At 63.1% G+C, this 25,884-nt stretch carries 27 protein-coding genes and 2 pseudogenes; 9 read left to right on the top strand and 20 right to left on the bottom strand.

Annotation, left to right across the window (positions count from 1 at the left end):
* Positions 1-79 precede the first annotated feature (79 nt).
* The 4 genes from AB3X89_RS02970 to AB3X89_RS02955 all read right to left on the bottom strand — a co-directional run bounded on the left by AB3X89_RS02970 (position 80) and on the right by AB3X89_RS02955 (position 2,227).
* Positions 80-328, bottom strand: coding sequence for a helix-turn-helix domain-containing protein (locus AB3X89_RS02970; RefSeq protein WP_018436421.1), 249 nt, complete (start codon positions 326-328; stop codon positions 80-82).
* Positions 325-1,302: a serine O-acetyltransferase EpsC gene (gene epsC, locus AB3X89_RS02965; protein WP_368581756.1), complete on the bottom strand. Its 978-nt coding sequence runs from the start codon at positions 1,300-1,302 to the stop codon at positions 325-327. Before epsC ends, AB3X89_RS02970 begins: the two co-directional genes overlap by 4 nt.
* Positions 1,303-1,347: 45 nt before the next feature.
* Positions 1,348-1,815, bottom strand: coding sequence for a rhodanese-like domain-containing protein (locus tag AB3X89_RS02960; RefSeq protein ID WP_368581755.1), 468 nt, complete (start codon positions 1,813-1,815; stop codon positions 1,348-1,350).
* A gap of 181 nt (positions 1,816-1,996) precedes the next feature.
* A complete protein-coding gene (locus AB3X89_RS02955) occupies positions 1,997-2,227 on the bottom strand; it encodes a hypothetical protein (RefSeq protein ID WP_368581754.1) in 231 nt (76 codons plus the stop codon).
* A 354-nt stretch (positions 2,228-2,581) separates the two neighbouring features.
* On the opposite strand from AB3X89_RS02955, the gene AB3X89_RS02950 reads away from it, so the two are divergent.
* Together AB3X89_RS02950 and AB3X89_RS02945 are read left to right on the top strand one after the other, a co-directional pair.
* Positions 2,582-3,151: a peroxidase-related enzyme gene (locus tag AB3X89_RS02950; RefSeq protein WP_368581753.1), complete on the top strand. Its 570-nt coding sequence runs from the start codon at positions 2,582-2,584 to the stop codon at positions 3,149-3,151.
* 33 nt (positions 3,152-3,184) lie between these two features.
* Positions 3,185-4,414: an acyl-CoA dehydrogenase family protein gene (locus tag AB3X89_RS02945; RefSeq protein ID WP_368581752.1), complete on the top strand. Its 1,230-nt coding sequence runs from the start codon at positions 3,185-3,187 to the stop codon at positions 4,412-4,414.
* Between the two features lie 92 nt (positions 4,415-4,506).
* Here AB3X89_RS02945 and AB3X89_RS02940 read toward each other — a convergent pair whose 3' ends face one another.
* Entirely contained in the window at positions 4,507-4,818 is a 312-nt protein-coding gene (locus AB3X89_RS02940) for a hypothetical protein (protein WP_368581751.1), read from the bottom strand.
* A 196-nt stretch (positions 4,819-5,014) separates the two neighbouring features.
* Between AB3X89_RS02940 and AB3X89_RS02935 the strand changes: the two genes are divergently transcribed.
* Positions 5,015-5,953, top strand: a complete 939-nt coding sequence (locus tag AB3X89_RS02935) for a cation diffusion facilitator family transporter (protein ID WP_368581750.1) — start codon at positions 5,015-5,017, stop codon at positions 5,951-5,953.
* Positions 5,954-6,086: 133 nt separating this feature from the next.
* Positions 6,087-6,398: a hypothetical protein gene (locus tag AB3X89_RS02930; protein WP_368581749.1), complete on the top strand. Its 312-nt coding sequence runs from the start codon at positions 6,087-6,089 to the stop codon at positions 6,396-6,398.
* Positions 6,399-6,443: 45 nt separating this feature from the next.
* On the opposite strand, the gene AB3X89_RS02925 is transcribed toward AB3X89_RS02930, so the two are convergent.
* The 3 genes and pseudogenes from AB3X89_RS02925 to AB3X89_RS02915 all read right to left on the bottom strand — a co-directional run.
* The gene (locus AB3X89_RS02925; RefSeq protein WP_368581748.1) at positions 6,444-7,115 is read right to left on the bottom strand and encodes a SagB/ThcOx family dehydrogenase; all 672 of its coding nucleotides are present in this window, start codon (positions 7,113-7,115) and stop codon (positions 6,444-6,446) included.
* 86 nt (positions 7,116-7,201) lie between these two features.
* Positions 7,202-7,672: pseudogene (locus tag AB3X89_RS02920) on the bottom strand (MFS transporter); the annotation flags it as partial.
* Positions 7,672-7,910: pseudogene (locus AB3X89_RS02915) on the bottom strand (nitrate reductase); the annotation flags it as partial. The pseudogenes AB3X89_RS02915 and AB3X89_RS02920, both read right to left, overlap by 1 nt.
* 250 nt (positions 7,911-8,160) lie before the next feature.
* On the opposite strand from AB3X89_RS02915, the gene AB3X89_RS02910 reads away from it, so the two are divergent.
* The 5 genes from AB3X89_RS02910 (at position 8,161) to AB3X89_RS02890 (ending at position 15,291) form a co-directional block, all read left to right on the top strand.
* Positions 8,161-8,994 (top strand): class II glutamine amidotransferase, encoded by an 834-nt coding sequence (locus AB3X89_RS02910; protein ID WP_368581747.1) that lies wholly within the window; start codon positions 8,161-8,163, stop codon positions 8,992-8,994.
* Positions 8,995-9,090: 96 nt separating this feature from the next.
* The gene (locus AB3X89_RS02905) at positions 9,091-9,702 is read left to right on the top strand and encodes a response regulator receiver protein (RefSeq protein ID WP_368581746.1); all 612 of its coding nucleotides are present in this window, start codon (positions 9,091-9,093) and stop codon (positions 9,700-9,702) included.
* A 168-nt stretch (positions 9,703-9,870) separates the two neighbouring features.
* Positions 9,871-11,163, top strand: a complete 1,293-nt coding sequence (locus AB3X89_RS02900; RefSeq protein ID WP_368581745.1) for an NRAMP family divalent metal transporter — start codon at positions 9,871-9,873, stop codon at positions 11,161-11,163.
* A 215-nt stretch (positions 11,164-11,378) separates the two neighbouring features.
* On the top strand, positions 11,379-12,740 hold the full coding sequence (locus AB3X89_RS02895) for a metallophosphoesterase (RefSeq protein ID WP_368581744.1): 1,362 nt from the start codon (positions 11,379-11,381) through the stop codon (positions 12,738-12,740).
* A 148-nt stretch (positions 12,741-12,888) separates the two neighbouring features.
* Positions 12,889-15,291, top strand: a complete 2,403-nt coding sequence (locus AB3X89_RS02890) for an EAL domain-containing protein (RefSeq protein ID WP_368581743.1) — start codon at positions 12,889-12,891, stop codon at positions 15,289-15,291.
* Here the strand turns inward: AB3X89_RS02890 and AB3X89_RS02885 are convergent.
* The 12 genes from AB3X89_RS02885 to AB3X89_RS02830 all read right to left on the bottom strand — a co-directional run bounded on the left by AB3X89_RS02885 (position 15,272) and on the right by AB3X89_RS02830 (position 25,881).
* Positions 15,272-16,183 carry a LysR family transcriptional regulator gene (locus AB3X89_RS02885; RefSeq protein WP_368581742.1) on the bottom strand — a complete coding sequence of 304 codons (912 nt, stop codon included), beginning with the start codon at positions 16,181-16,183 and terminating at the stop codon, positions 15,272-15,274. The two genes, AB3X89_RS02890 and AB3X89_RS02885, sit on opposite strands and share 20 nt — an antisense overlap.
* Positions 16,184-16,277: 94 nt before the next feature.
* Positions 16,278-17,111, bottom strand: a complete 834-nt coding sequence (aroE, locus tag AB3X89_RS02880; protein ID WP_368581741.1) for a shikimate dehydrogenase — start codon at positions 17,109-17,111, stop codon at positions 16,278-16,280.
* Positions 17,111-18,331 carry a CaiB/BaiF CoA transferase family protein gene (locus tag AB3X89_RS02875; protein ID WP_368581740.1) on the bottom strand — a complete coding sequence of 407 codons (1,221 nt, stop codon included), beginning with the start codon at positions 18,329-18,331 and terminating at the stop codon, positions 17,111-17,113. Before AB3X89_RS02875 ends, aroE begins: the two co-directional genes overlap by 1 nt.
* Positions 18,331-18,792 (bottom strand): MaoC family dehydratase, encoded by a 462-nt coding sequence (locus AB3X89_RS02870; RefSeq protein WP_176120311.1) that lies wholly within the window; start codon positions 18,790-18,792, stop codon positions 18,331-18,333. Before AB3X89_RS02870 ends, AB3X89_RS02875 begins: the two co-directional genes overlap by 1 nt.
* A 3-nt stretch (positions 18,793-18,795) precedes the next feature.
* On the bottom strand, positions 18,796-19,188 hold the full coding sequence (locus AB3X89_RS02865; protein ID WP_368581739.1) for a VOC family protein: 393 nt from the start codon (positions 19,186-19,188) through the stop codon (positions 18,796-18,798).
* A complete protein-coding gene (locus AB3X89_RS02860) occupies positions 19,185-20,135 on the bottom strand; it encodes a ketopantoate reductase family protein (protein ID WP_368581738.1) in 951 nt (316 codons plus the stop codon). The genes AB3X89_RS02865 and AB3X89_RS02860 overlap by 4 nt, the downstream gene beginning before the upstream one ends.
* Positions 20,136-20,234: 99 nt before the next feature.
* Positions 20,235-20,555, bottom strand: coding sequence for a DUF4148 domain-containing protein (locus AB3X89_RS02855; RefSeq protein WP_368581737.1), 321 nt, complete (start codon positions 20,553-20,555; stop codon positions 20,235-20,237).
* Between the two features lie 131 nt (positions 20,556-20,686).
* The gene (locus tag AB3X89_RS02850; RefSeq protein WP_368581736.1) at positions 20,687-21,442 is read right to left on the bottom strand and encodes a hypothetical protein; all 756 of its coding nucleotides are present in this window, start codon (positions 21,440-21,442) and stop codon (positions 20,687-20,689) included.
* 162 nt (positions 21,443-21,604) lie between these two features.
* Entirely contained in the window at positions 21,605-22,360 is a 756-nt protein-coding gene (locus AB3X89_RS02845) for a glucose 1-dehydrogenase (protein ID WP_368581955.1), read from the bottom strand.
* 65 nt (positions 22,361-22,425) lie between these two features.
* Positions 22,426-23,883 carry a serine/threonine-protein kinase gene (locus AB3X89_RS02840; RefSeq protein WP_368581735.1) on the bottom strand — a complete coding sequence of 486 codons (1,458 nt, stop codon included), beginning with the start codon at positions 23,881-23,883 and terminating at the stop codon, positions 22,426-22,428.
* Positions 23,884-23,923: 40 nt separating this feature from the next.
* Entirely contained in the window at positions 23,924-24,802 is an 879-nt protein-coding gene (locus tag AB3X89_RS02835) for a DUF3365 domain-containing protein (protein WP_368581734.1), read from the bottom strand.
* Between the two features lie 56 nt (positions 24,803-24,858).
* A complete protein-coding gene (locus tag AB3X89_RS02830) occupies positions 24,859-25,881 on the bottom strand; it encodes a hypothetical protein (protein ID WP_368581733.1) in 1,023 nt (340 codons plus the stop codon).
* Positions 25,882-25,884 lie beyond the last annotated feature (3 nt).

Genomic DNA, 25,884 nt, shown 5'->3' with positions numbered 1-25,884 from the left:
TCGGGAAAGCTTATGAGCGGAACAGATTATCGAGAGCCAACCCCGGCCCTTCAACATGCTATAGACAGCAACGTTCGATCTAACGCAGCGAAGCGGGATCGACCTCCGCAGTTGCAGCGGCAGGATTGAGCAGACGTTCTATCGGCACCTGAAACGCGCGCGCGAGTTTGTCGACCGTGACGATGGATGCGATCGCGGCACCGCGTTCAATCTCGCCGACATAGGAGCGGTTCAGTTCGGCGTACTCGGCCAGTTGCTCCTGCGACCAGCCATAAGTCTCGCGAATCCGTCTGACCGCCGCGCCGAATTCCCTGACGAGGCCGCTCATCGCGCTGCTCCCGTCACGAGAGGTTCGTCCTCCCGCTGCGCGCGTGACGTGCGTTCGCCCGGCACGGCAACGCCGGTGCCTTCATTGCGCGACACCGCCTGCGTCACGTGCGACCCCGGCGCGACATCCTGCGTGAGCCACACATTGCCCCCGATCACCGAACCCCGGCCGAGCGTCACGCGTCCGAGTATGGTTGCGCCCGCGTAGATCACCACGTCGTCCTGGACGATCGGATGACGCGCGTGCCCCTTCTCCAGGTGCCCTTGCGCGTCGCGAGGAAAGCGCTTGGCGCCGAGCGTCACCGCCTGATAGACGCGCACCCTCTCGCCGATCACGGCCGTCTCGCCGATCACCACGCCGGTGCCGTGATCAATGAAGAACGCCGCGCCGATCTTCGCGCCGGGATGAATATCGATGCCGGTCTGAGCATGCGCATGCTCAGCAACGATCCGCGCCAGCAGCGGCAAACCGAGTCCGTACAATTCGTGCGCGATGCGGTGGTGAATCATCGCGAGCACGCCCGGATAGCACAACAGCACTTCATCGACGCTGCCCGCCGCGGGGTCGCCATGAAACGCGGCGAGAACGTCGCTGTCGAGCAGCGTGCGGATTGCCGGCAAGCGCGTCGCGAACGCGCGCACCGCGACGCTTGCCTGCGCTTCCACCACGGCCGCGGGCGGTGGGTCGTGCCGGGTGCGGTAGTGCAACTCCAGCCGCGCCTGCGCCAGTAGCGCATGCAAGGCCGCGTCGAGCGCATGCCCGACGTAGAAGTTCTCGCTCTCCTGCCGCAGATCGGCGGGCCCGAGACGCATCGGAAAAAGCACACCCTTCAGCGTATCGACGATGTCCGCGAGCGCTTCGCGCCCCGGCAACTCGCGCCCGCCTGGTTCGAGCGAACGCTTCTGCACTTCACGCCACTGCTGGCGCACCGTCTGAAGCGCCTGAACTATTTCATCGACGTCGAACACTGCCACAGCGTTGACTCCCCATAAAGTGCAGCGCGGACCGTTTCAGGTGCATCAGTCCTGAATCCACGGCAGGCCGTGAAAACGCCAACCATTGCTGGCGCCGCGCCGTTGCGCGTCGTCCAGCTCTCCTTCGAAACCTTCCAGCACGTTGAAAACCTGCGTGAAGCCCGCTTTCGCGGCAGCCTCGGCCGCCAGCGCGGAGCGGTTGCCGCTGCGGCACAGCAACAGCACGACCGCATCCTTGCCGGTCTTCGCTTCAAGCTCGCGCACGAAGCGCGGATTGCGCGTCAGGCTCGTGCCAGTTGCCCATGCAACATGCAGACTGTCCGGCACGAGTCCGACGAATTTGCGTTCCTCGGCAGTGCGCACGTCCACGAGGACTGCGGCGCCGGCCTGAACGAGTGTCCACGCGTCTTGCGGCGGCACGCCGCCCGCATAGGACAGGCCCGCTTCGGCAGCGCGTGCGCGGGCGCTTTCGAGCAGCGCGTCGGTGGATCGTTCTGCGAGTTCAAGCGTCATGACGTCTCCTTCGATATAGCGCGATTCCTTACGCGCTGTTTCTAGACAATGGCGAATGCAACCGCCTATAGCCATCAGGAGACACTATGAGAGATCGGCGACCGAAGCCGAACCAATTTATTTTCATTTCTAAAGAAGCATCGGTTTAGTCGCTGCGACTTACGGAAACGCTGCTTGCCATTCAATCCGGCGGCGGATCGTGCGGCACGACAAACATGACCGGCGTGTATTCCAAATGGAAATAGCCGCCGCGCGCATACGCCGCGATCCGCTCCGCCGATTGCGCGCGCTCGTCTGGCGCGCGTAGTCCGTCGGAACGCTCATCGGACTGTGCCGATGAACGCTTCGCATAACGCTGCCCCAAGGTCCGCACGGGATGCAGCAGCCCACTCAGGAAAATTGCCGTGGCCATGCGACCTCCAATCGATCCATTGCTCTATGGACTCAATCTAGCGTTCGCATAAAAGAACGGCAAACAAGGTTTGATGGATTGGATTTCACTACGCGTATCAAACGCTAATCTTTTCCGGACGATCGAACGTCGCCGCGTTCCGAGGCCTTCGAATCAACAACGTCGATCACGCTTTTTCCGGCGACGCCGCGGCACTCTTCGACGCCATCGCAGGGGCATTCGTTTCACTGCGTCGAAACGCATTCGCGCCGCTATGCAAATGCCAAATCAATATTGGCGCGCGCGGCAAGCCGCTGACGATAATCAGGCGCATCAGTCTCTCTTCTCGCGGCAACCCGTCCAAGGAGCATTGATATGACAGCAGCTGTTGACACTCAAGCGGAAAGCGCGCTCTCGCGGCTCAGACACGCCAATAATGACGCCCTTCCCGACGACATCGAGCGGCTCGTGCAATCGCATGACGGCGATAACTGGATTCGCGCGCTCGCGTTGAATCCGGACACCACCCGGCGCTTCGTCCGTTACTTCGAACAACTGTTTGGCGCGACAGGCGGGAAGCTCCCGCTCGTCGAACGCGAACTGATCGCGGTCGTTGTCTCCACGACCAACCGCTGCGGTCTGTGCGCGCTTCATCACACTCACGCACTGGGCGCCGCGCTCGACGATCCGGCAAAAGCACGCCGCATTGCCACGGACCTTCATTTCGCGGGGCTTTCGTCGCGTGAGCAGGCACTCGCCGATCTTGCGATCAAGGTGACGCAAGACCCGCGCAGCGTGAATCAAAAAGATTTCGAGCGGCTGCGTGGCGAAGGCCTTTCCGAGCCGGCCATTCTCGAAGCTGTTGAAACGGCGTCGTGGTTCAACCACACGAACCGCATTTTCATTTCGCTGGGCGTCGTCCCAGACGACAAATACTTCGCTTGAACAATCGTCGTATGGGAGAAGGAGAAAATCACTGTGAGCACAGTCAGTACGGCACCGGAACCCGACCTATCCGCCCCCACGAATAACGAAGCGCAAGCCGCCAACAGATCCAGTTCGTTGCTCTCTGAAGCGCTGCTCGATCGCATCGGTACGCGCGCGGCGCTATACGATCGTGAGAACCGCTTCTTTGCCGAAGACCTCGACGAGCTGAAACAGGCGGGATTTCTGCGTGCGAGCGTGCCAGTCGAGTTGGGAGGCTTGGGGCTTACATTGCCCGAATTCATCCAGCAGCAGATCCGGCTCGCGGGACGTGCGCCCGCCACGGCGCTCGCGTTGAACATGCATCAATACTGGATCGGCGCGGCGCTGCATTTGCGGCGGCTTAGCGACAACTCCGCGCAATGGATTCTTACCGAGGCCGCAGCCGGCAAGGTCTTCGCCGCAGGCCACGGTGAACCCGGCAACGATCTGGGTCTCGCCCACTCGTTCGTGAAGGCGACGCCGCTCGCCGACGGCAGCTACCGCTTCGACGGCCGCAAGATTTTCACGTCGCTGGCTCCCGTTTGGGACTGGCTCGGCGTTCACGGACTCGACGACTCGGACCCCGCGCATCCTAAGATCGTGCATGCGTTTATCGAGCGCAGCGCGCCGGGTCATCGCACGGTCAAGACATGGGACGCGCTCGGCCTGCGCGCGACGCAAAGCGACGATACCCTGCTGGAGGGCGCCGTGGCGCGCAAGGATCGCGTAATTCGCGTGCTGCCTGCCGGACCGCCGAACGATCCGTTCGTCGACGGCATTCTCGGCGCCGTCCTGCCGGGGCTGGCCGCCGTGTACTACGGCGCGGCAAAACGTGCGTTTGCTCTCGCGCTTGCGTCCGCCACCACGCGCTCATCCGCCGCATTGCAGGGCAGGACCTACGCATACAAGCCTCTCACGCAGCGCAGCGTCGCCGAGGCGTCGATCGAACTCGACAGCATCGAGGCATTACTGGAACGCGTCGCCGATAGATGGTGGTCCGGGCACCCGGAGCCCGAACCGTGGATCGCGAAACTGCTGGCCGCGAAACAGCACGCGGTGGATGGCGCGCTGCGCGTCGTGAACCTTTCGCTGCAAATTGCCGGGGCCGGCGCGTTGGCGCGGCGTGCGGAACTGGAACGGCTATATCGCGATGTACGTGCGGGCGCATTCCATCCGCCTAACGCTGATGCGTCGTTCGAGCTCATCGGCCAGGCGCGCCTCGGTGTGCTCGGTCTCGTTTGAAGGAAGCCTTCGCTGCACGCAATGATGCGTCGGCGAAGGCCTTGTCTAATCGCAGCTTCGACCACCTTTACGAGCAGGCGGCGAGTACTGCCTCACCGTCGCGCGAGCATGGCAAGCGAGCGATGCTGCTGCAATTGCGAGTCATATCCGGCAAGCGCGCCTTCGAAAGAGCGCACAGCCGACCGTGTCGCGATAGTGGTTGTGACCGCGTCTTCGTGTGTCGTTTCGGTCGCGGCGGCTCCATTCACGACGTGACGCGCACCGCTCAGGCAATAGCCCGAAACGCGCCGCGCGTTCAAACATACACGCACGGTGCCGTTTTCGATCAGCGGCGCGAGCGCGGCTTCCACTGCCCGCTCCGAAACACCGAAAAGAAGTGTCGGCCGGTTCGCGTAGGAAGTCATGTTGCACCTCCATTCGTCTGGTTCCTCAGCAGAGGCGACAGAGGGCCGATGGGAATGTTCCAGCTCGCACACCGCAACGGACGCCTGATCGGTTGGACTCCCCTGTAATCGACCAGCGTCTCGAGGCCTGCTTTATGCTGTTCAATCTCCAGGCTCGGGAATCGCCCATTTTCGATTCGAACAAGGAGATAGGCTCATGAGGGCCAGGTCCGGGCGGCACATATCTGCGCCACGGGCGGTCTACTACGCCCTCGCATCGAATATCGCTGTCGCCGTGTGCAAGTTCGCCGTCGCGTTCTACACCAACTCGGGGTCCGCACTCGCCGAAGCCGTACACTCCAGCGCCGACTGTCTGAACCAGATTGCGCTGCTCGTCGGGCATCGCGCCGCGCGAGCCGAGCCCGACGAGCAGCATCCACTCGGCTTCGGTCGCGCGACCTATGTCTACGCAATGCTGGTGGCGCTGCAGCTTTTCATCTTCGGCGGCGTTGCGTCGATGGTGATCGGCGGCTTTCGAGCAATCCATCACTCACGGCTCGAACAGCCTTTGCTCGCGATCGCCGTGTTGTGCGTGTCCGGCGTGATCGAGGCAGTCGCTCTCAGAGCCTCCATTCGCACGATCGAACCCCGCCATCGCGCCGGCGGGCTACTGAAATGGTTCAGGGAAAGCGGCAGGCCGTCCGTGATGCTCGCGGTCAGCGAGGATGTCGCCGCGGTAACGGGCGTGCTCGTCTCCCTGATCGCGATCGGCATTACGGTGCTCACGGGCAACCCGCTTTACGATGCGCTCGGCAGTGTCGGCGTCGGCGTCGTGCTGATGGTCACGGCTCTGTTCTCGATGCGCGAGATTCAATCGCTTCTCGTCGGTGAATCGGCGCACCAGCGCATACGCCAGGAGATGCGCGCGTGGCTCAGCGAGCGCCACGAAGTCCGTCGCATCGTCAGTCTGATCGCCTTGAAGTGGTCGGAGGATCTGGTGATTGCGATTCAGGCCGAACTCGAACCGCACGACAGTGCGAACGACATGGTGCGCACGATCAACCGCATCGAGCACGAATTGAAGGAGCGCTTTCCATCCGCCCGATGGATATTCTTCGAGCCCGAATTGCGAGAACATGGCCGAGCCCCGCTCTAGTAACGAAACAGAGCATCGGCGACACGTGGCGCGCCGCTTGCTTCGTATACTGATGCGCAGGCGAGACGCAGAGGGTTTGTTCCCCCAATGAACGGCTCGGTCAGGCCGACCCGCGATAAGGCTGAGGGTGGCAATGGATAGCTTGCAGTGTGAGTACGACGATTGCGTGGTGCTGGTTCGCGCACTTCGGAACTGGATTGACCGCCACTGGCCCATCGACCGAGCGCGCGTCAAGGCCGAGATGGGGCAGCTCATCGACATGGTGGAACGGGCCGGACCGCGCGACGCGATGTTTCACGGTCGTCTCGATGCGGCGCGCTCGCTGATCGTGCTCGGGCGATTGACGGACGCGCTGGACTGCGTCGATACGCTACTGCCGGTCGTGCAACAAAGCGAACTCAGCCCCAGGCGTTGGCCGATTACCGCACGGCGCTGGAGACCGTAAATCTCGCCAAGGCTTGATCGAACGCATCGCGCCTGTCGCAACGACTCAGGCCGGATAGCCTACCGGGATCAGATAGAGGACGGTCTGGCCGCGAGGCAGCCCGAGCTTGCGCGCCGCCGGAGCGCCGTCGACGGCGCCCACGGGCACGGCGACGAGCCCCAGCGCGACGATCTGCAGCAGCATGTTCTCGGTCGAATGCCCGACTTCGAGATCGGCATACAGATTGGCTCTCCCGCCATATCTCGCGGTCAGCCTGCTGGGGTCGGCGGCCACCACGAGCAAGGCCGGGGCCGCCTCGACCGACGCCTGATTGACCGCAAGCGCGCGCAGTTCGGGGCGCAGGTCGTGGCTGGCGCGCTTCTCTGCCCGATGGCCTTGCGGCAGATAGTGCATCACCTCCGTAGCAGTCACCACGTACAGTTCGAGCGCATACAAAGCGCCGGCCGCCGGAGCCGCACGCTTGCCGTCCGAGCTGGTGATGCCCTGCCCGGCCCACATCAATTGGCCGATGACCTCGACCGGCAGCGGCCTCGACGCGAATCTGCGCACGGACCTGCGCTTTGCGATGGCTTCCTCGAGGGACACCGTGCCTGTGAGGTTGGGCTTGGGCAACTCGATCTGATCGGTGAATTTCGCCTCGGCTCCGTGCGCCAGGCTGGTAGAACCCTCGGCGAGCGCGCCTGCGGCCAGCGCAACCAACAGTTCACGGCGTTTCATTGGGCACCTCCATCAGCAAAAAAGCAGGCTGGCAGGCAAAGCCTGCAGCCTGCGCGAATCTCGGCACTGCGCGTTGGCGAACACGGTCAGGCAGAACCCGCAACCGGTGTACGCCGCACATCCGACAGATAGATCAGGATCAGCGAAACCCAGACGATCCCGTAAACGAACATGAAGCAGGCCGAACGCACCCTGAAAAAATCCAGCAGGATGCCGAAGATTATAGGCAGCAGGAATCCGCCCAGGCCCCCTGCAAGCCCGACGATCCCGGTGACGACGCCCATGATCTCCGTAAAATCGTCGGCCACGTACTTGAAGTTCGACGCGATGCCAAACGCGAAAGCCGCGCCGAGCAGGAACGCCAGCGCAACGAACGCATAGACGGTTACGCGCAGGTGAATGCTCGCGGTACCGTCGATCGTGTGAATCACGAAATCGGTCGGCGGATACGACAGCTGGAACAGGCAGATCCACGCGACGCATAGTCCCTACCACGTCACGCTATGGGCGCCGAGGCGATCGGCCAGCGCTCCGCCTACCGCCCGCAGCACCGACCCCGCGGATAGTCCGTCTGCTGCGTTTCCCAGGTGACGATGCCGCCCTTGACATAGATCTTCCAGGAGCAGGACCCCGTGCAGTTCACGCCATGAGTGGAACGAACTATCTTGTCGTGCTGCCAGCGTTGGCTGGTAAGCATCTTCATTGCCGGTCTTCATCTGTGACAGCACCGTGACCATCCGAAAACTGCGGACGGAGGGCCGTAAAGTAACGTAACCTGTCCAGGAGATGGCTCATGTGCGTCCTGCCTCTATCGGAGTGGGTCGGCGCAAGGTCGCGAAGGGGATTTGAAACGGACAAACTGCGGACCACGTCCGCTTCGTGCCTGAAGGGCTGCCTTGATGCCCGGCACGGACGCTCCTTGGCACACTCAACGTCTCCATCTATGGTGACATGCGTCAAGTCTCCCTCAATCGGACTTTGGTCCTACAAACGCCGCCCGCGCGGTGGTGTAGGTTTGTGATGCGCAACCGACAGGAGAGCAATCATGTGCCGTTGGCTCGCTTATACCGGCAACCCGCTTCAGCTCGAAACCGTGCTGTTCAATGCCCGGCATTCGCTGATCGATCAGAGCATGCATTCGCGGCTCGGCGCCACCACCACCAATGGCGACGGTTTCGGGATCGGCTGGTATGGCCATCCCACCGACATTCCGTTTCGCTACCGCTGCATCCAGCCCGCATGGAGCGACCGCAATCTACGCGAGGCAGCACGGGCGATCCATTCGCCGCTATTCGTTGCGCATATACGCGCGGCGACCGACACGCCGTCGCAGGAAACCAACTGTCATCCGTTCCGCCACGGCCGCTGGCTGTTTGCGCACAACGGGCTGGTGCGCAACTACCCGAAGGTGCGCCGCGATCTGATGGTGCAGATCGACCCCGAACTATTCCCCTCCATCGAGGGCTCGACCGATTCCGAGGTGCTGTTTTTTCTCGCGCTGTCCTTCGGGCTGGAGCTCACGCCGGTCACCGCGCTCGAACGGATGGTCGGCTTCGTCGAAGCCACCGGCCGCCGGCATGGCATCGATGAACCGCTGAACATGACCGTGTGTGCGACCGACGGCGAGCAGATCATCGCGGTCCGTTATTCGAGCGAGGGGCAGTCGCGCTCGCTGTTTCACAGCACGTCGTTCCGTCATCTGCGCGAGTTGTATCCGGACGACGAGCGCATCAGGACGGCCGGCGAGAACGCGTTTCTCGTGCTGTCAGAGCCGCTCTCCGACTTGCCGGGCATCTGGCAGGAAATCCCCGAGAGTACGGCGGTGGTCGCACGCGGCGGCGAGATCGAGCAGTATGCGTTCAAGCCGCGAATGAACTGAACCGCGCCTGGAATTTTGCGCCCCGCCGCCCTATGCTGCGGGAATGAGCAAGGTCAACGGCACAAAACGTGCATACCGGCTCGGGAGAAACGCGGCGTGTCATCTTCGAATCCGGGACCGACGGCAGAAGACAAGCTCGCCTTCTGCGTCGCCTGCACCGCACTGGACCAGGCGACTCGCGATCTGCAACAGTTGAGAAGTAACCCGGCAACATCGCTGAATGCGCTGTCAAGAGCGCAGCGCGACTACGAATTGACCCGGGTGCAATGGCAGCGCTGCCAGTGGCAACTGCGGGCCGCAACGGCCCACGCAGTGAAGAGACCATCACAATGCATCGGCGCGGTCGTCATCGTTGGGCACGACAAGGCGGTCCGGGATTCTCTGCGTGTTCTGCTCAATGTAAAAGGATATGGGCGCTCCAAAGCGCTCGGTTTCGACCATTGGCATGAAATATGGCTCGAGCCATCGCGCCAATTGATCATTCTCGACGTTCCCGTCAATTCAATTACGACAGCGTTGTGGTTCGTGGAGAGCTTCGATACAAGCATCGATAAGCCGCGCATCGTCGCGCTGGCGCGGCCGGAAGACGCAGCCAGTTTCGCTGGCAAGGTCGATGCCATCGTTGCCAAGCCCATCGTGCTCGAAGAATTGCTTTACGCAATCGACTTGATCCAATTGCAGACGAAGACTCCTGCTCATCATGGGTGACGGTGTCCGTCGGCACGGCCCGAAGTTCGTTCGTTCCCTGTAGAAGCCCGTATTTCCGCGTATTTCCACCGAAGCCGCGCTTCGCATCTGCTTGCCGAAGCCGCGCAACGCCGCCACGAACACCCCGGGCCCGCAATTTGCTAAATGTGGCGGCGAGGTGACATATATATGAACGACGATAAATTGATCGAGCCGGAATCCGCCGTACGCGATCCCGTCGAGCGATCCTGGATCAGACGCCTGGGCCCGGGCCTGATCACGGGCGCGGCCGACGACGATCCCTCCGGCATCGGCACTTATTCGCAGGCAGGCGCGCAGTTCGGGTTCAACCTTCTGTGGGTGATCCTGATCACGTATCCGTTGATGACCGCGATCCAGCTGGTGAGCGCGCAGATTGGCCGGGTGACCGGCAAGGGCCTCGCGTCGAACATCCGCGCGCATTATCCGGCGTGGCTGCTGTACGGCGCGGTCGCCCTGCTCGTCGTGGCAAACGTGATCAACATCGCCGCTGACCTGTCGGCGATGGGCGCCGCGGCCGGACTGCTGCTGCCAGGTCCGCAGCACCTTTACGTCGTCGGCCTCGGGGCGTTCTCGGTGATCCTGCAGATTTTTGTCCCCTACGAAAGCTACGCGCGGATACTGAAGTGGACCGCTCTATCGCTTCTTGCGTACGTCGCGGTCGCTCTCATCGTGCCGATCCGTTGGGGCGAAGTCGCGCGCGCGATCGTGTTGCCGCGCATCTCGCTGACGTCGGACTATCTGACCATGATCGTCGCGGTGCTGGGCACGACGATCAGTCCGTATCTATTCTTCTGGCAGGCGTCGCAGGAAGTCGAAGAAATGCGCTCGGCACCGCAACAGGCGCCGTTGCGCCGCGTGCCGCACCAGGCGCCCGCGCAGCTGCGACGAATCCGCTTCGATACCTGGGTCGGCATGGGCGTGTCGAACTTCGTGGCATTTTTCATCATGTTGACGGCGGCGGCTACGCTGCATCTGCATCACATCGAAGTGAAAACCTCGGCCGATGCCGCGCGGGCGCTCGAGCCGTTTGCCGGGCGCTTTGCTTACGTCCTGTTTGCGCTCGGTATCATCGGCACCGGCCTGCTCGCACTGCCGGTTCTCGCCGGCTCGGCCGCCTACGCCGCCGCGGGCAGCTTTCGCTGGCGCAGCAGTCTGGCGTTGCATCTGACGCTCGCGCGCGAATTCTATGCGGTGATCGCACTGGCCATCGTCGGCGGTGTGGCCATCACCTTCATGCATTTCGACCCGATCCGTGCGCTCTACTGGAGCGCGGTGATCAATGGCATTACCGCGGTGCCGATCATGGTCGTCATGATGCTGATCGCGCGAAGCCGGCGGGTCATGGGACAGTTCGCCGTCAAGGGCGTGCTGGCCTGGGGAGGATGGCTCGCAACGCTCGCGATGGCGCTGGCGGCGGTGGGCGTGTTCGTGCCGTCGTAACCAGACGCGTGTTCACCTCGAACCCGGCTTTCGTATGTGAAAACGATGCTTCGCAATTCGCGCCGCACGGGTTGCGCAACCGCAACCGTATCTGAACTTCCTCGTTTTACGTTCGTCTGAACGGTGCGTCCGGCCACGGACGGCGCCGCCATATGCTGACGGTTCGCCGACAACCGCGTGGCCGCTCCCCGTTCGACGATCAAGGAGGATTGCACATGCCGAAGAAGCGTTCAGACGAATCGCCAGCCGCACGCGGCAACCGCGGTAGCAGGATTCTCGCCGCGCCGGTTTTCTCGCAACCGCAGCCCACGCCGGACCCGCAAACTTTCGTGGTCAGGCACGCATCCGACACCGCGGCCTACAAGGTCATCGACGAACTGAACCGCGAGCACAAGCTGAAGGCGCTGCCGTTTCCGCCGCCGCGCGGCGGCACCGAGCCCCGGCTGACGTTTGCCGAAGTGGTGAACAACAACCAGAAGCTGCTCGATACGATCAGCGAGAGTGGACAGATCGTGTTTCATGCCACCGGCGATTGCGGCAGTACGAAAGGTCCGTCCACCCAGAACGAAGTCTCCGACAAGATGGTCAGCGACTTCGACGAAGCCGATCCCGCCGAGGTGCCGCAATTCAACTTTCTGCTGGGCGACATCGTCTACAGCTTTGGCGAGGCGCAGTACTACTACGATCAGTTCTATGAACCGTATCGCAACTATCATGCGCCGATTCTCGCCGCTGCCGGCAACCACGACGGAATGGTTTCGCCGTTGAAGCATGAGAAAAGCCTGCAGGCGTTTCTCAGGAACTTCTGCTCCGACTGCTTCCAGGTCTCTCCCGACGCGGGCCACCTTTCGCGGACCGCGCAAATTCAGCCAGGCGTTTTCTTCACGTTCGAGGCGCCGTTCGTGCGCATCATCGCGTTGTACAGCAATACGCTCGAGGACCCCGGTGTGATCGCGGACCGCCACATCGGCAACAGTCAGCTGAAGTTCCTGAAAGCGGCGTTATTGCGAGTGAAGAAAGAGAACTATCGAGGCGCGCTGCTGTTCGCGCATCACCATCCGCCGTATGTGGCGCGCGGGCGTCACGGCTGGAGCGTGGAAATGCAACAGCAGATCGATACCGTTTGCGATGAGGTCGGTATCTGGCCGCATGCGGACCTCGCGGGACACGCGCACAACTATCAGCGCTTTACGCGAACCCGTTCCGATGGCACCCACATCCCTTACATCGTTTGTGGCAACGGCGGTCACGAGGTGCAGCGGCTCACCACCAACGGACAGCCGCCCCTTCGCGCGCCGCAGCTGATCCAGGCCGCGTCGAAAGACACCGATGCGGTTGTCCTTGAAAGCTACGACGACCGCAACTTCGGCTATTTACGGCTCGTCGCCAACGCGAGGCAGCTGCGCATCGAATACCATCCCGCCGTCGACGGACCCAATACGAAAACCCCGGACGACCAGGTGACCATCGATCTGGCCACCCGACAGGTCGCTCATTATGTCGCTCGCGACTCGGGCATACCCGCTCTTGCGGAGCGCATTCGTCAATTCGCGCAGGTCCAGCCTCGCAAAGACTGACAGGTGCGCAACTCGTCCCGATCCGATGCGATCCGCGGCTCCCGCTGGTTTCCCCGCATTAAAGATTCGTGAAAATCTACCGTAATCGTAAAAGTGAGGCGGCTCGCAGCGTTCGAGCCGTCGCTCCACCCGGTAGTCGGAGAACAGCGTGAGATTCAAAGCGGCGGCCCCGTGCCCCAACAAACCCAACCCGATTGAGTCCCGGGTCGATAGCGACGCACACCCGAATGGCTGGTCAGCCCGCAACCAGCAGTTTCTTTCCTATTTCCTGTCGCGGTATGGTCAACGCAGGACCATACCGCTGACGAGTCTTTGCATCGCCGTCATTGCCGGCGTTGGCGTCGGCGCTCTCGTGCATCAAGCGGCCAGTGAAGCGGCGACTACTCTACGTGTTGCGTTGTCGATGATGTCCGGCGTCGCCGGCCTCGCGATCGTTCGTCGCAAACTCGGCCTGGATCACGCGCGGCAAAGCGCCGCCACCGCATTGGCGAGCGGGCTTCTGCATGCGAATCGCGACTGCCTGAAGGTGCTCTCTACCGACGGAAAAATGCTGCGGGTGTCGGAGCATGGCGCGATGTTGATGGAAGCGGAGTCGCCGGAGCAACTGTCCGGCGCGGACTGGCTCGCTTTCTGGACCGGCGAGGACCGCGCGGCGGCCGAGCAGGCTTTGGCGGGCGCCGCCGCCGGCAACAGCACATCGTTCACGGGAAGCTGCGCGACGACGCGCGGGCGCACCAAATGGTGGAACTCGACGCTCACGCCAGTAACAGGCGACGACGGCGCGGTGACCGCGCTGCTTTGTGCGTCGGAGGACGTCACCCAGCAATCGGAACTGTTGAAGACACTGCGCGAACGCGATGAGCTGATGCATGAGATGGAGTTGCATGTCCGGCTCGTGTTCTATTCGTATAGCTCGCATTTCGAACACTGTCATCACATCAGCGCGGGGGTCGAACGCGTATTCGGTATTACGCCTCAAGAGCTCAGCAACCGGCCTTCGGCGTGGCTCGACCTCGTGGTGCCGGAGGATCTGGAGCCTTTGCTCGCCGAGATGAACCGCATCGCGTCCGAAGTGTCGGAAGGTCGCTTCGAATACCGCATCCGCCGCCCGGACGGTTGCCTGCGCTGGATCAGAAGCACGGCCTACCCGGTGTGCGATGGCTCCGCGAACGTGGTGCGCATCGTCGGCGTCAGCGAGGACATCACGCTGGAACAGGAACGCCTCGCGGCGCTCGACCATCTGGCCTACACCGATGGGCTGACGGGGTTGGCTAACCGCGGCGCGCTGATCCGCCACATGAAGAAGCTTTGCAGGCAGAACGTCGCCTTCGGTCTGATGTTCGTCGATCTCGACCGCTTCAAGGTCCTCAACGATACGCTGGGCCATACGGCCGCTGACCGTCTGTTGCAGGACATCGCCAAAGTCATCCAGGGCGCGCTTCCGCCGGATGCCTGTGTAGCGCGCCTCGGCGGAGACGAGTTCGCGGTGATCGTCAGGGGCGAGAGCGACAAGGTTACGCTGGCAAGCCTCGCGCAGTCTCTTCTGAACCTGTTTTCAAGCGACGTTCGAAAAGACCACGCCGCGCCGTTCGTCACGGCGTCGATCGGCATATCCATCTATCCCGAGCATGGCCGCGATCACGAGGCGCTGCTGACGAGCGCGGACATCGCGATGTATGCGGCGAAAAAAGGCGGCCGCAACGGCTTCCGGTTCGCCGACGAAGCGTCCAGCGATGTGCTCGGAGATTTCGAACTGGAGTGCAATCTGCCCACGGCGCTGGCGTCGAACCAGTTCGTGCTGCATTTCCAGGGCATTCATGAGCCAGCCTCTCTGACGGTGAAAGGCGTCGAAGCACTCGTTCGATGGAATCATCCAGCCCGAGGCCTGGTGGGTCCCGGCAGCTTCATCCCGATCCTGGAGGAAAGCGGGTTCATCGTCGAAGTCGGGGCATGGGTCATGGACGCGGCCCTCGCCCAACTCGCCGTCTGGCAGGCCGCTGGCAAAAAAGGGCTGTCGATGTCGGTGAACGTGTCCGCGCGTCAGTTGCGGGATGACTCGCTGGTCGCGATAGTCGACCAGGCGCTGCGAAAACACCGGGTGCCGCCGCGCTGCCTGCAGATCGAACTGACCGAAAGCGCGTTGATGGAAAACCCCTCACTCGCGCAGGCAACGCTAATGGCGCTCAAGCGCCTGGGCGTGCGCATCGCCATCGACGACTTCGGAACGGGATACTCGAGCCTGCGCTATCCGGCCGATTTTTCGCCGGACATCGTCAAGATCGACCGCTCGTTCACGGCGAGGCTAGGCCGCGACTCGGCGGCCGCGTCGATCGTCCGGGGCATCATTCAGATGTCGCACGAACTCGGCATCAAGGTAACGGCCGAGGGTGTCGAAACGAATCAACAGCTGCATGCGCTGCGCGACGCAGGCTGCGACTTCGTGCAAGGGTTCTTTTTGACGAAGCCGATGAAGGCGGAGAATCTGGTTCAGTGCGAATGCTCTCTGTCCTCGTCCGCCGCAACCTCGGCAGCTAGCGTCTGCTCCCATTGAGAAACAGATCCGCGACGACCGAGCGCAGCCATCGATTGCCGGCTTCGTGATGGTATTTCGCGTGCCAGTGCTGGCGCACCGCGAACCTGTCAACCGGAAAAGGACACGAATGGACCACGACGTCATTCGTCCGCGCCAGCGTCTCGCCAATGTGCCGTGGCAAGGTAGCGATCAGATCGGTCGACTTGATGATCGATCCGAGTCCGAGGAAGCCGGGCAATTCGAGCACGACGTCGCGTTCGATGTTCTCGCGCAATAACGCCTGTTCGAGCAGTTGGCCGCCCGTGCCAGCCGCAATGACGACGTGCCCCTCGCTGCCGTATTGCTTCAGACTCAGCCGCGCACGCACGCGAGGATGATTGCGGTTCGCAAGGCATACCCAGTCCTGCATATAAAGCTGTTGCTGGTACATACCGCCCCCCAGCCATGGCACGTGCCCGATCGCAAGATCCGCCTCGCCGGATTCGAGCGCCCGCTCTGTATTGCCGTCGATCCCTGCCGCTTCCAGCCGAACGCCCGGCGCCTGCGCCCGCAAATGCGCCAACATTCGCGGCAGCAGCGTAATGTGGCTCGCGTCCGTCATGCAAATACGAAAGCGTCGTTTGGCGGTGGCGGGATCGAACGAGATCTCCCAAGCAGCGAACCGGCGCAGCGACTCCAGAATTTCCCTGCACGGCCCGATCAGCGCGTCAGCCTGCGGCGTGGGCGTCATACCGCCCGGCGTGCGAACGAACAATGGGTCCTGCAAATGCTCGCGCAAGCGACCCAGCCAGATGCTGACCGTCGGCTGACTTTGCCCGAGCTGCTCTGCGGCGCGCGTGACGCTTCGCACGTCGTAAAGCAGGTCGAAAAGCTGAAGCAGCTTGAGGTCCGGAAGCTCAGTGGTACTCATGGCGGTATTGTCATTTGCAATATCGCCATTGTATCCATTACGTTATGCCCATGAATGGACGTCCGTACCGTGGGCCTCCTCGCCCCCATATGCGTCAAATGAGCGGAACGGTCAGGCGGTCGATGATCGCTTGCGTCTGCGGTCGAACGCCGCGCCACCACTCGAACGCCTCCGCAGCCTGCTCGACGAGCATGCCGACGCCGTCGGCGATGCCCTGCACGCCCGCATTTCGCGCGAGCCGCAGGAACGGCGTGAGCCCCTTTCCATACGCGAGTTCGTACGCGGTTCCCGCTGGACTGAACACCTCCGGGGGAACGGCGGGCAACTGACCGGTCAGGCTCGCCGATGTCGCGTTCACGACGAGGTCGAACTGCCCCATCCCTTCGAGTTCCCGGTAGCCGCATGCGATCAATGGGCGGCTGCTCGCGACTTGCGCGACCAGCGCCTCGGCCTTGCGCACATCGCGATTCACGACGACCAGTTGCGCCGGACGCGCCGCGATGAACGGCAGCAACGCGCCACGCACCGCACCGCCCGCACCGAGCACGAGCACGCGCTTGCCCGCCATCGGCTGAGCGAGGTTCACTTCGATATCGCGCACGAGACCGACGCCGTCGAAGTTCTCGGCAATGATCCGGTCGTTTTCGAACTTCAGCGCGTTCACGGCGCCCGCGAGCGCGGCCCGTTCGCTGCGCTCGTCGGCAATCGCGAACGCCTGCAGCTTGAATGGTGCGGTGACGTTCATGCCTCTGCCGCCCGTGGCGATGAACGTCTTGACGGTCTCGGCGAAAGCGTCGGCGGGCTCGATCGGACCTTCGATCGCCGAGTAGCTGATGTCCTGTCCGGTCTCCTGCGCAAACAGACCGTGGATCAGCGGAGATTTCGTGTGGCCGATCGGATTGCCGATCACCGCGTATCGGTCGCTCATCACGCGCTCCTCTTCGAAAACAGCACGCCCTGGGTCTGCATCGCGTCGATTTCCGCCGCGCTGAATCCGAGCGACTGCGCGACTTCCGCGTTGTGCTGCCCCAGGTCCGGGCCGACTTCGCGGATCGACGTATCGCAGTCGGAGAAGCGGAACGGCAGGTTAGGCAGGCGCAGCTTTCCGAAGCGCGGATGGTCCTGCTCGATCACCATGCCACGCGCGACGATCTGCGGATCGTTGAGCACTTCATCGATGCGCTGCACTTTTGCGCAAGGCACGTCGACGCCATCAAGCAGCGCCAGCACGTCGGCGACCGGGCGCGCCGCAACCCATGGCTTCACGACCGCGAGAATTTCTTCGCGGTGTGCGTTGCGTCCGTTCAGACGGTGGAACCTCGCATCGGTTCCGAAGCCGGCCGGACCGCCGTGCTGTTCGACGAGCGAAGCAAACCGCTTCCACGCATCGTCGACCTGCGCGGCGATCACCAGATCGCCATCGGCCGCTCGGAACACGCCGTACAGCGTCGAAGTCGGCATGTCGTGCCCCGTCTGCTCGGGCAGCACGCCTTGCATCGTGTAGCACTGCACCGCGTACTCGTGCATCGACACCAGCGTGTCGTACAACGCCATGTCGATGTGCTGGCCGCGACCGCTCTTCACGCGCCCGAGCAAGGCGGCGTTGATCGCGGCGACCGCGTGAATGCCCGTGTACATATCGCCGAGCGAGATGCGCATCAGCGGCGGCGGTTCACCCGGATTGCCGATCATCTGCATGATGCCGCTCTTCGCCTCGGCGATCAGACCGAAGCCCGCGCGATGCGCGTCGGGTCCGGTGTGACCGTACGCCGAAATCGAGCAGTACACGAGACCCGGATTGCGCTCGGACAGCGCGGCATAGCCGAGGCCCAGCTTGTCGAGCGCACCGGGCCGGTAGTTTTCGATGAACACATCGGCCGAATCGCACAGGCGTTGCATGAACTCCTTGCCGCGCGGGTCTTTCATGTCGACGCTGACGCCGCGCTTGCCCATGTTCAGTTGCAGGAAATAGGCGCTTTGCTGGTCGTCGAGGATGGTCGCGTGCTGCCGGCCGGCATCGCCGCTGCCGGGACGCTCCACCTTGATCACTTCGGCGCCGAGCGCCGCGAGGCAGCGGCCCACGTACGGACCGGCAAGAAAGTGGCTGTAGTCGACGACGCGAATACCTTCGAGGGGGCGGGCTTGCATCAGTTCGCTCCCGGACGGCGCGGCACCATCAGGCGATGTTCGCCGCGCTGGACGACCTGGCCGTCCTGATTGATCAGTTCGGACGGCAGCACCACGATGCCCCAGTCCGGACGGCTGTTGCTCGCGCGCATATTGCCGACGCGGAACTTGACGTGAAGCACGTCGTTGACCTTGATCGGCAGCAGGAAATCCCACGTCCAGCCGAGCGACATGCCGGGCAGAAAGCGATAGTCGCTCTGCGTCTTCAGCCCATCCGCGATCGACAGGCCGAACAGCCCGTGCGCGACGATCGAACCGAAGTGGCTCGCGTTCGCATATTCCTCGTCGACATGCACGGGCGTGTGATCGCCGGTCAGATCGGCGTAAGCGAGAATGCGTTCTTTCGTGACGGTATAGGTCGGGCTCACGCACTCGTCGCCCTCGTTCGCGTCGTCCCAGTACTTTTCGATGATCGTGCTCATGCTTTACGCCTCCGCGCGTGGATTGATCGCCAGCGCCTGCGCAACGCACGTGGCAGGTTTGGCCTGAATCAGTTCGACCGCGAGTCCATCCGGCAGACGCAGCCAGTTGCGCCCTTGCGGCATTTCACTGACGCCGAACGCTTGCGCCGCGTCGAGCGACGCCTCGAGGTCCTCGCACATCACGCCGAGATGCGCGAGCCGGCCCTCGGGACCTTCGTAGCGCGGATCACTGATGAACTGCAGTCCGCCGAGCGTCCAGTACTGACGCGGCTCGTCGCGCGTGCCATCCACCTCGCGCATGGTCATGCCGAAGACTTCTTCGAAAAAGCGGATATGCCAGTGAATATCCGTCACCCAGATGGCGACGTGCTCCAGATAGGCTTTCGCGCCGCTCATGCCGTCGCTCCTTCTCGCTGACGGTCCGTCAACGCGCGCTCGATGCCCTTGATGCACGCGACGAGCGTCGAATTGACCGGCGTCGGCACGCCGAGGCGCTCGCCCCAGCGCACGACCGCTCCGTTGATGAAGTCGATTTCCGTGATCGAGCCTTTTTCGAGGCTCTGCAGCATCGAGGTCTTGAACGCGGGCGAGAGTCCTTCGGCCGCGAGCGTCCAGGCTTGTTCCGCTTTCGTCATCGAAAGATGGATGCCGGCGGCCTTCGCGGCTGCCATCGCTTCTTCGATCGCCGCCAACGCGGTGGCTTTCAGAACGGGCTCTTCGTACAGTTGCCCATACGTCAGACCGGTGATGCCGGTGATCGCGCCCGTCGCGACGTTGATCAGCAACTTGTCCCACATGGTGCCGAGGATGTTGTCGCTGATCGTGGTCGTCAGACCCGCGCTGTTGAACGCGTCGGCGATGGCGCGGACCCGGTCGGTGACCCGGCCATCGAGTTCGCCGACGATCGTCAGCTTTCCGTTCACGCCCGACTGGATGTGCCCCGGCGCCTTCAGCACGCCGCCCACATAGGTCTTGCCCGCCAGCACGCGCTCCCGGCCGACGATTTCGCTGAGCACATCTTCATGGCCGAGGCCGTTTTGCAGCGACAACACGAGCGTGTCGGGTCCGACGAGATCGAGCGCGCCGCGCATTGCCGAATCGGTGTGGAAGGACTTGACCAGCACGATGACGAGGTCCACCGGCCCGACTTCGGCGGGGTTCATCGTCGCGCGAACTTTTACGCGGCGGGAGCCGTTGGCATCGTCGACTAGCAGGCCGTCGCGGCGCATGGCCTCGACGTGCGCCGCGAAGCGGTCGACCAGCCACGTCTGATGGCCGCCTTCAGTCAGCGCGGAGCCGATCGCGCAACCCAACGCGCCGGCTCCCAGGAATGCGATCTTCATAGATGTCTCCGTGATATGGAGACGAAGATACGATTCCGACCTCATGCTGGCAATGCAATGGATGCAATAGTGTCATTGTGAATTTTAATATCGAAGTTATCAATGCGTGCCCACCATTTGCCCGCTCTGTCTCGAGCTCATCGCCGCGGCGCTTTCCGCTCGGTGCATCGCGGCCACCTTCGCTTCCGCTGCCTGAATATCGGCGGGATACGAACCATCATCGCCCATCGACGGGTTGTATCCCGCCGCTTCCAGTTCCTCGAGTTCGTGCATGACCTCCGCACGCGTGAGTTGATGAGGCTGGGGCTCCGACACAGTTTGCGCCTCCGCGCTTGCGGAACTCGCCATCAACATCGCACCGGCGATCATGAGGCTCAGTAACGGGGAAACCGCGTATTGATTCAACGAATCGGATTTCATGATGTACTCCTTTTGACCTGAGGATGTATTCGCGCATCTGCATTCACTTCGGACCGTCTCGTCAGATCGTGAGTGTTACGCGATGCACATCCGGTAGACGGAGTTTTCTCGTTGGATATTCCCGGTCTTTTCTAAATAGAACTACCACGCAATTTCCGACGTTCGATCCCATTGCGCAATTGACCTGCGACGAACGCGCCGACGATCAGAGACAGATACAAGGCCACGAGATCGTGACGCCATGCGTTCAATGCAAGCTGATGCGCAATCAGTTTCGGATCGGGAGTTGGAAGGACCGCCCGCTTCGCTTCGACCGCTCGCATCATCCGGACAAAGCCTGCCGCGGACAACAATGGCAGCACGATGACCCATGTCAACAGCACGGGCTTCATGCGAAGCGCCCAACGCATGTGACGCAAGCGAAACCATAGTCCGAGACATCCGTGTATCCATCCCGGCGCGAGCAGCGCAAGCTGCAAACCCTGCGTACCGGTCGTCAGCAACTGGATCACGACACGCTCGTAGTCCGGTTCGAAGCCATAGAGCGTGGACGCGAGCCGGGTCGTCACAGCATGACGGATCAGCAGCAGCGGCAGGCTGAGTCCTGCCCACAAACGCACCCATTCCGCCAGAGGCAATGCCCAGTGACGGCGGGCATAAATCGTTCGCATCGCCAGCACGAAATGCAGCGCGGCCGCTCCGTATAACGCGATCGTTCCAGGCGCGCTGCGCCAGAGCCGCAGCGCCAGAACCAGACCGCGTCCGGCCAGTTCGAGCGACCAGATGCCGAGCGCGTGATTGAGCAGATGGAGAAAGAGATAGACCAGCAACACCACGCCGGAGCCGAGTTGCAATCGCCGCAATGCGGCCTGCGTCCGCAACGTCATGCGAACGTTCCGCTGGTGTCGTGCGTCACGTGCGGGGCAAACGCCGCATCGTCGACCATGTTCATTTGATCACCCATCCGATGTCAGTCTTACCTGCAAGACCACCGAGATGCGGTGCTTATTCCCGATTCGACTCACGTCGCATCATCGGTTCGAGCCCTGTCAAAGCGTCGCCGTCACCCCACCATCGACATAAAGAACATGACCGTTAACAAAGTCCGACGCGCCGCTCGCGAGGAAGATCGCCGCGCCCACCAGATCCTGCACATCGCCCCAACGCCGCGAAGGCGTGCGATTGACGAGCCAGTTGCTAAACGCTTCATCGTTGACCAGCGCGTCGGTCAGTTCCGTCCTGATGTAGCCTGGGCCGAGTCCATTGACCTGAATGCCATACTGGCCCCAATCGATCGCCATGCCTTTCGTCAACATTTTCACGGCGCCTTTGCTCGCGGTATAGGCGGCAATATTGGGCCGGCCGAGTTCGCTTTGCACCGAGCAGATATTGATGATCTTGCCGCGCCTACGCGCGATCATGTGCCGCGCGACCGCCTGCCCGACCAGAAACACGCTATCCACATTGGTCTTCATCATTTGTTCCCATTGCGCATGGGAGAACTGCTCGAGCGGCGCGCGCCGCTGCATGCCGGCGTTGTTCACGAGAATATCGATCGAGCCGATCTCGCTTTCGATCTGCGCCACCGCCGCGTCCACCGCGTCCGGAGCAGTCACGTCGAAACATCGCCCGTGCACCTTCGCGCCCGCGTCGCGCAGGCGGCTGACCGCTTCAGTCAGCCTCGCTTCATTGCGGCCGTTCAGCACGACTTCGGCACCGGCGCCCGCGAGCCCTTGCGCCAACGCATAACCGATACCGGTACTCGATCCGGTAACGAGCGCGCGGCGCCCACTCAGGTCGAACATCTGCAGACTGTGGTTCAAATCATCCCCCTTTTTGCATTCGATGTACCAGCGTTCGAGTCGTGAAGCTAACCCGATGAATCGAGATCGTGCCGGAATCGACGGCGCTGCGCGGCGTCGGTGATGCAAGCTTCGACCCGTTGAACGAACTCGTCGAAACTTGCGGCATGCCGCGCCTCGCGACTGGCGATCATCTTCGCGATCGGCCCCACATAGACGGCCAGTTTAACGGCGACGGCATCGATGCTGGCCTGATCGATCGCACTGCCCGGTGACGTGCCTGCGGCGCTCGCGGGCGAGACAGCCGATACCTTCGCCGCAGCCGCCGCGACGCCTGAGCCCGGCGATGACGACGCGACCATCGACATATCTGGCGAGCCCGCCGTCAGCCGCGCGAAGGCCTGCTCGAATTCGAGCCGCGCCGTGTCGGGCAACCCCGCCGCCAGTTGCGCGCCGAGCGCCGGCAGGTCGCTCGCGTGGGCGGCCGCGCGTCGCACCAGCAGGCTCGCGAGCGGGCCCATGTGGATCGCGAGTTGGCGTTCGATGCGCGCGAGCATCTCAGGCGACCAGCTCCGCGGCGCCGAAGGCACAGGCATCGGCGGGTTGCCGCCAGCCGTCGCGTGCGCCGGCAAGGAAGCGGACGCGGACCAATACGCGGTGGGCGCCACGATAGTCCGGTCATCGTCGGCCGCGGCGGCTGAGACGGCCAACGACCTCAAGCTCGCGAGCCATTCCGCGGCCGAACCGAAGCGGTCGTCCGGCCGCCGCGCGAGTGCCCTGGCGAGCATCGCGTCGATTGCCGGCGGCAACGCGGAGACGATTTCCGATGGCCGGGCCGGCGCATCTTTGAGGATCTTCTGCCTGATCGTAGCCGGCGAGCCGACGAACGGCTGACGGCCGGTCAGCATCCGGTACAGCACGACGCCGGCCGAGAACAGGTCCGCGCGCGCATCGACCGATTCGCCCTCGAACTGCTCGGGCGACATGTAGCTCGGCGTGCCGATCATCCACCCGGACGAGGTTGCCGATGAGCCGATGCGCGCGACGCCAAAATCGGCGACCTTCAGCAGTCCCGCCGCCGTGACGAGCAGATTCGCGGGCTTGATGTCGCGATGCACGACGCCCGCCTCATGCGCATACGCGAGCGCGGCAAGCAATTGCGCAAGCCAGTGAAAAGCGTCCGAGAGCGGCAGCGGGTGGCCGGGCACCAGCAAGGTATCGAGGCCATGTCCGGCGACGTACTCCATCACGATGTAGGCCGTATCGCCGTCTTCGCCGAAATCGTGGACCGTGACGATGTTCGGATGCGCGAGCCGACCGGCCGCGCGCGCCTCGTTGCGAAAACGCAGCAGCATGTCGCCGCTACTGTCCTCGCTGGCGAGGAGTTCACGGCGCACGGTCTTCAGCGCCACCGGTCTTTCCAGGTGCGGATCGAACGCGAGATAGACGACGCCCATGGCTCCCGTGCCGAGCACGCGGTCGATCCGGTACTTGCCAATCCGAGTAGGCGTTGCTTCGTTGCTCATGCGGGTTCCGATCGAGGGGCGCCTGGCCGATCACGCCAGCTTACGCCCCCAGCATCCGCAGCGCTTCGACGAGACTCGTTTTCATGCGGTTGAACGACACGGCGAGCGACGCGATTTCGTCGCCGCCGCGCGTCGAAAACGATGCGGTGTCGAGCTTGCCGAGGCTGACTTCATCGGCCGCGCGCGACAAAGCCTTGAGCCGCTTCGTCACGAGGAAATGCACCATCAGGTTCAGCGCGATCAGCACGCAGCCAAACACCGCGGCGAACGACAGCATGAACGTGCGCCACACGCTGTGCGCCTGTCCCAGCGGCAGCGACATCGGCACGGACACGACCTGCGCGCCGATCGTTTCATGCAAAGGCCAGTTGAAGCCGTTGGCCGGCCCGTACTTGTCGATCATTGTGCGCGGCGCCGCGCTGGGCGTGCTGTGGCATTCGAGGCACGCGGCCGAGTCGATGCGGGTCGGCCGCGCGATGTAGAGACTCGGGCCCGACGGCGTCGCGCGTTCGCCAATCAGTTCGGGCAGTTCGGGGTGGTCGTGCAGGCGCCGGATCACATCGGTCTCCCAGTCCGTGGCGCGGTCGCGCGGGTTGGTCGGATCGAGCATCGCGCTCTTGTACGAGAAGCCCGGAAATTTCTTCTGGATCGCGAGCAGGCTTTCGACCGCGGAATATGCGGGAATCGACTGCGGCACGAACGCGTATTTGATCTGCGTGGCAAGCAGCGGCGTCACCTGTTCGGACGTGTAGTTCTGCGCCGCGGTGGCGGCTTCGATCATCAGGCTCGCGTCGCGCACGGTCGTCTGCACCGCGTTTTGCTGCAACACCCGGTCGGCCACGAAGCCGGTCGCGGCGAATCCCGCGGCGAACACGACGAGGAAGGCGAGATTGAACTTCACGGTCAACGACAGGTTCATGGCTGCTCCACGCGAATGGTGTGCAAGGGCGTCAACGCCCGGTGGTGCATGGTATGTCAATGATGCTCGTCGTCGTCCGCCGTCGGTTTGTCCCGGTATATCGAGCCGGGGCCGTATGGTGGACGCACTAGCGGCGCTGCTGACGCGGGCCTTTTGGGTGGCTCGCTCGCCGGGCGCGGCGGCGGTGGGGGATGCAAAATCGGCCGCCATTCCGGCAAAACGTCCAGATGGCTATCGACCTGCGCGCGAAAGGCAGCAGTTTTCAGCCGCGGCACGAAGCGTTTGACGAAAGTGCCGCGCTCGCTGACGCTGCTCGTGAGCCAGGCGGAGACGTCGGCGTAATCGACGGCGCGCAGTGGCGCGGCAAGTTCGTGTCTGCTCGGGAGCCGCCCCGCTACCCCGACCAACGCGTCCCGAAAGCCCGGCGGCATCGTGCCGATGAACTCCGCGGACGGCCGGGGTTGCGCGCGCAGAGGGTCGTCGGCATGTCGCTCGAGGTACTGGCCCGCGCGCAAGGTCAGTTTGGGCGCCTGGGCAGGGGCGCGAACGACGGCGATCGCATCATCGCCGGACTCCGCGAAGATGGCGGCGCGCTCGCCGGAGGTCATCGTGACGACCGACCACGGACCATTGCCTGAAGGTTTGAGCTCGAGGCCGTGAAGCTCGATCGACAGCGGCGCTTGCGTGGCTGCGCTCGGGTTGCGGGTGACCTTGAGCCAGCCGCTCAGCATCGTGATTTGCAGCGGTCCCGCCGCGGCGTTTTGCGGCGCCGACGGCGCGTTGAGCAGCACTTGCGTTTGCGGCCCGAGCGCGATCAGCGTCCCCGCACTGTCTTCGAGTTGCGCGGACTTGCCGACGTCGGTTTCGATGATGTCATCGTCGCGCAGCCTGGCGCCCTCTCCCGTCCGATACAGTGAGGCGCCGCGAATCACCGACACGGGACTCTCGGCGAACGACACGACAACCTCCGCATGCACAAGCGGCACCGCCGACGCAAGCAGCGCCAACGCGCCGCCCGCGCGTGCGCGCAAGAAGGCCGACGCCAGCATGACGAGGAAACGGCGAGCGAATGGCATCATCGG

The sequence above is a fragment of the Paraburkholderia sp. BR14320 genome (assembly GCF_040948665.1).
Taxonomy (GTDB): Bacteria; Pseudomonadota; Gammaproteobacteria; order Burkholderiales; family Burkholderiaceae; genus Paraburkholderia; species Paraburkholderia youngii.
This window is presented reverse-complemented; position numbering and strand designations above follow the sequence as displayed.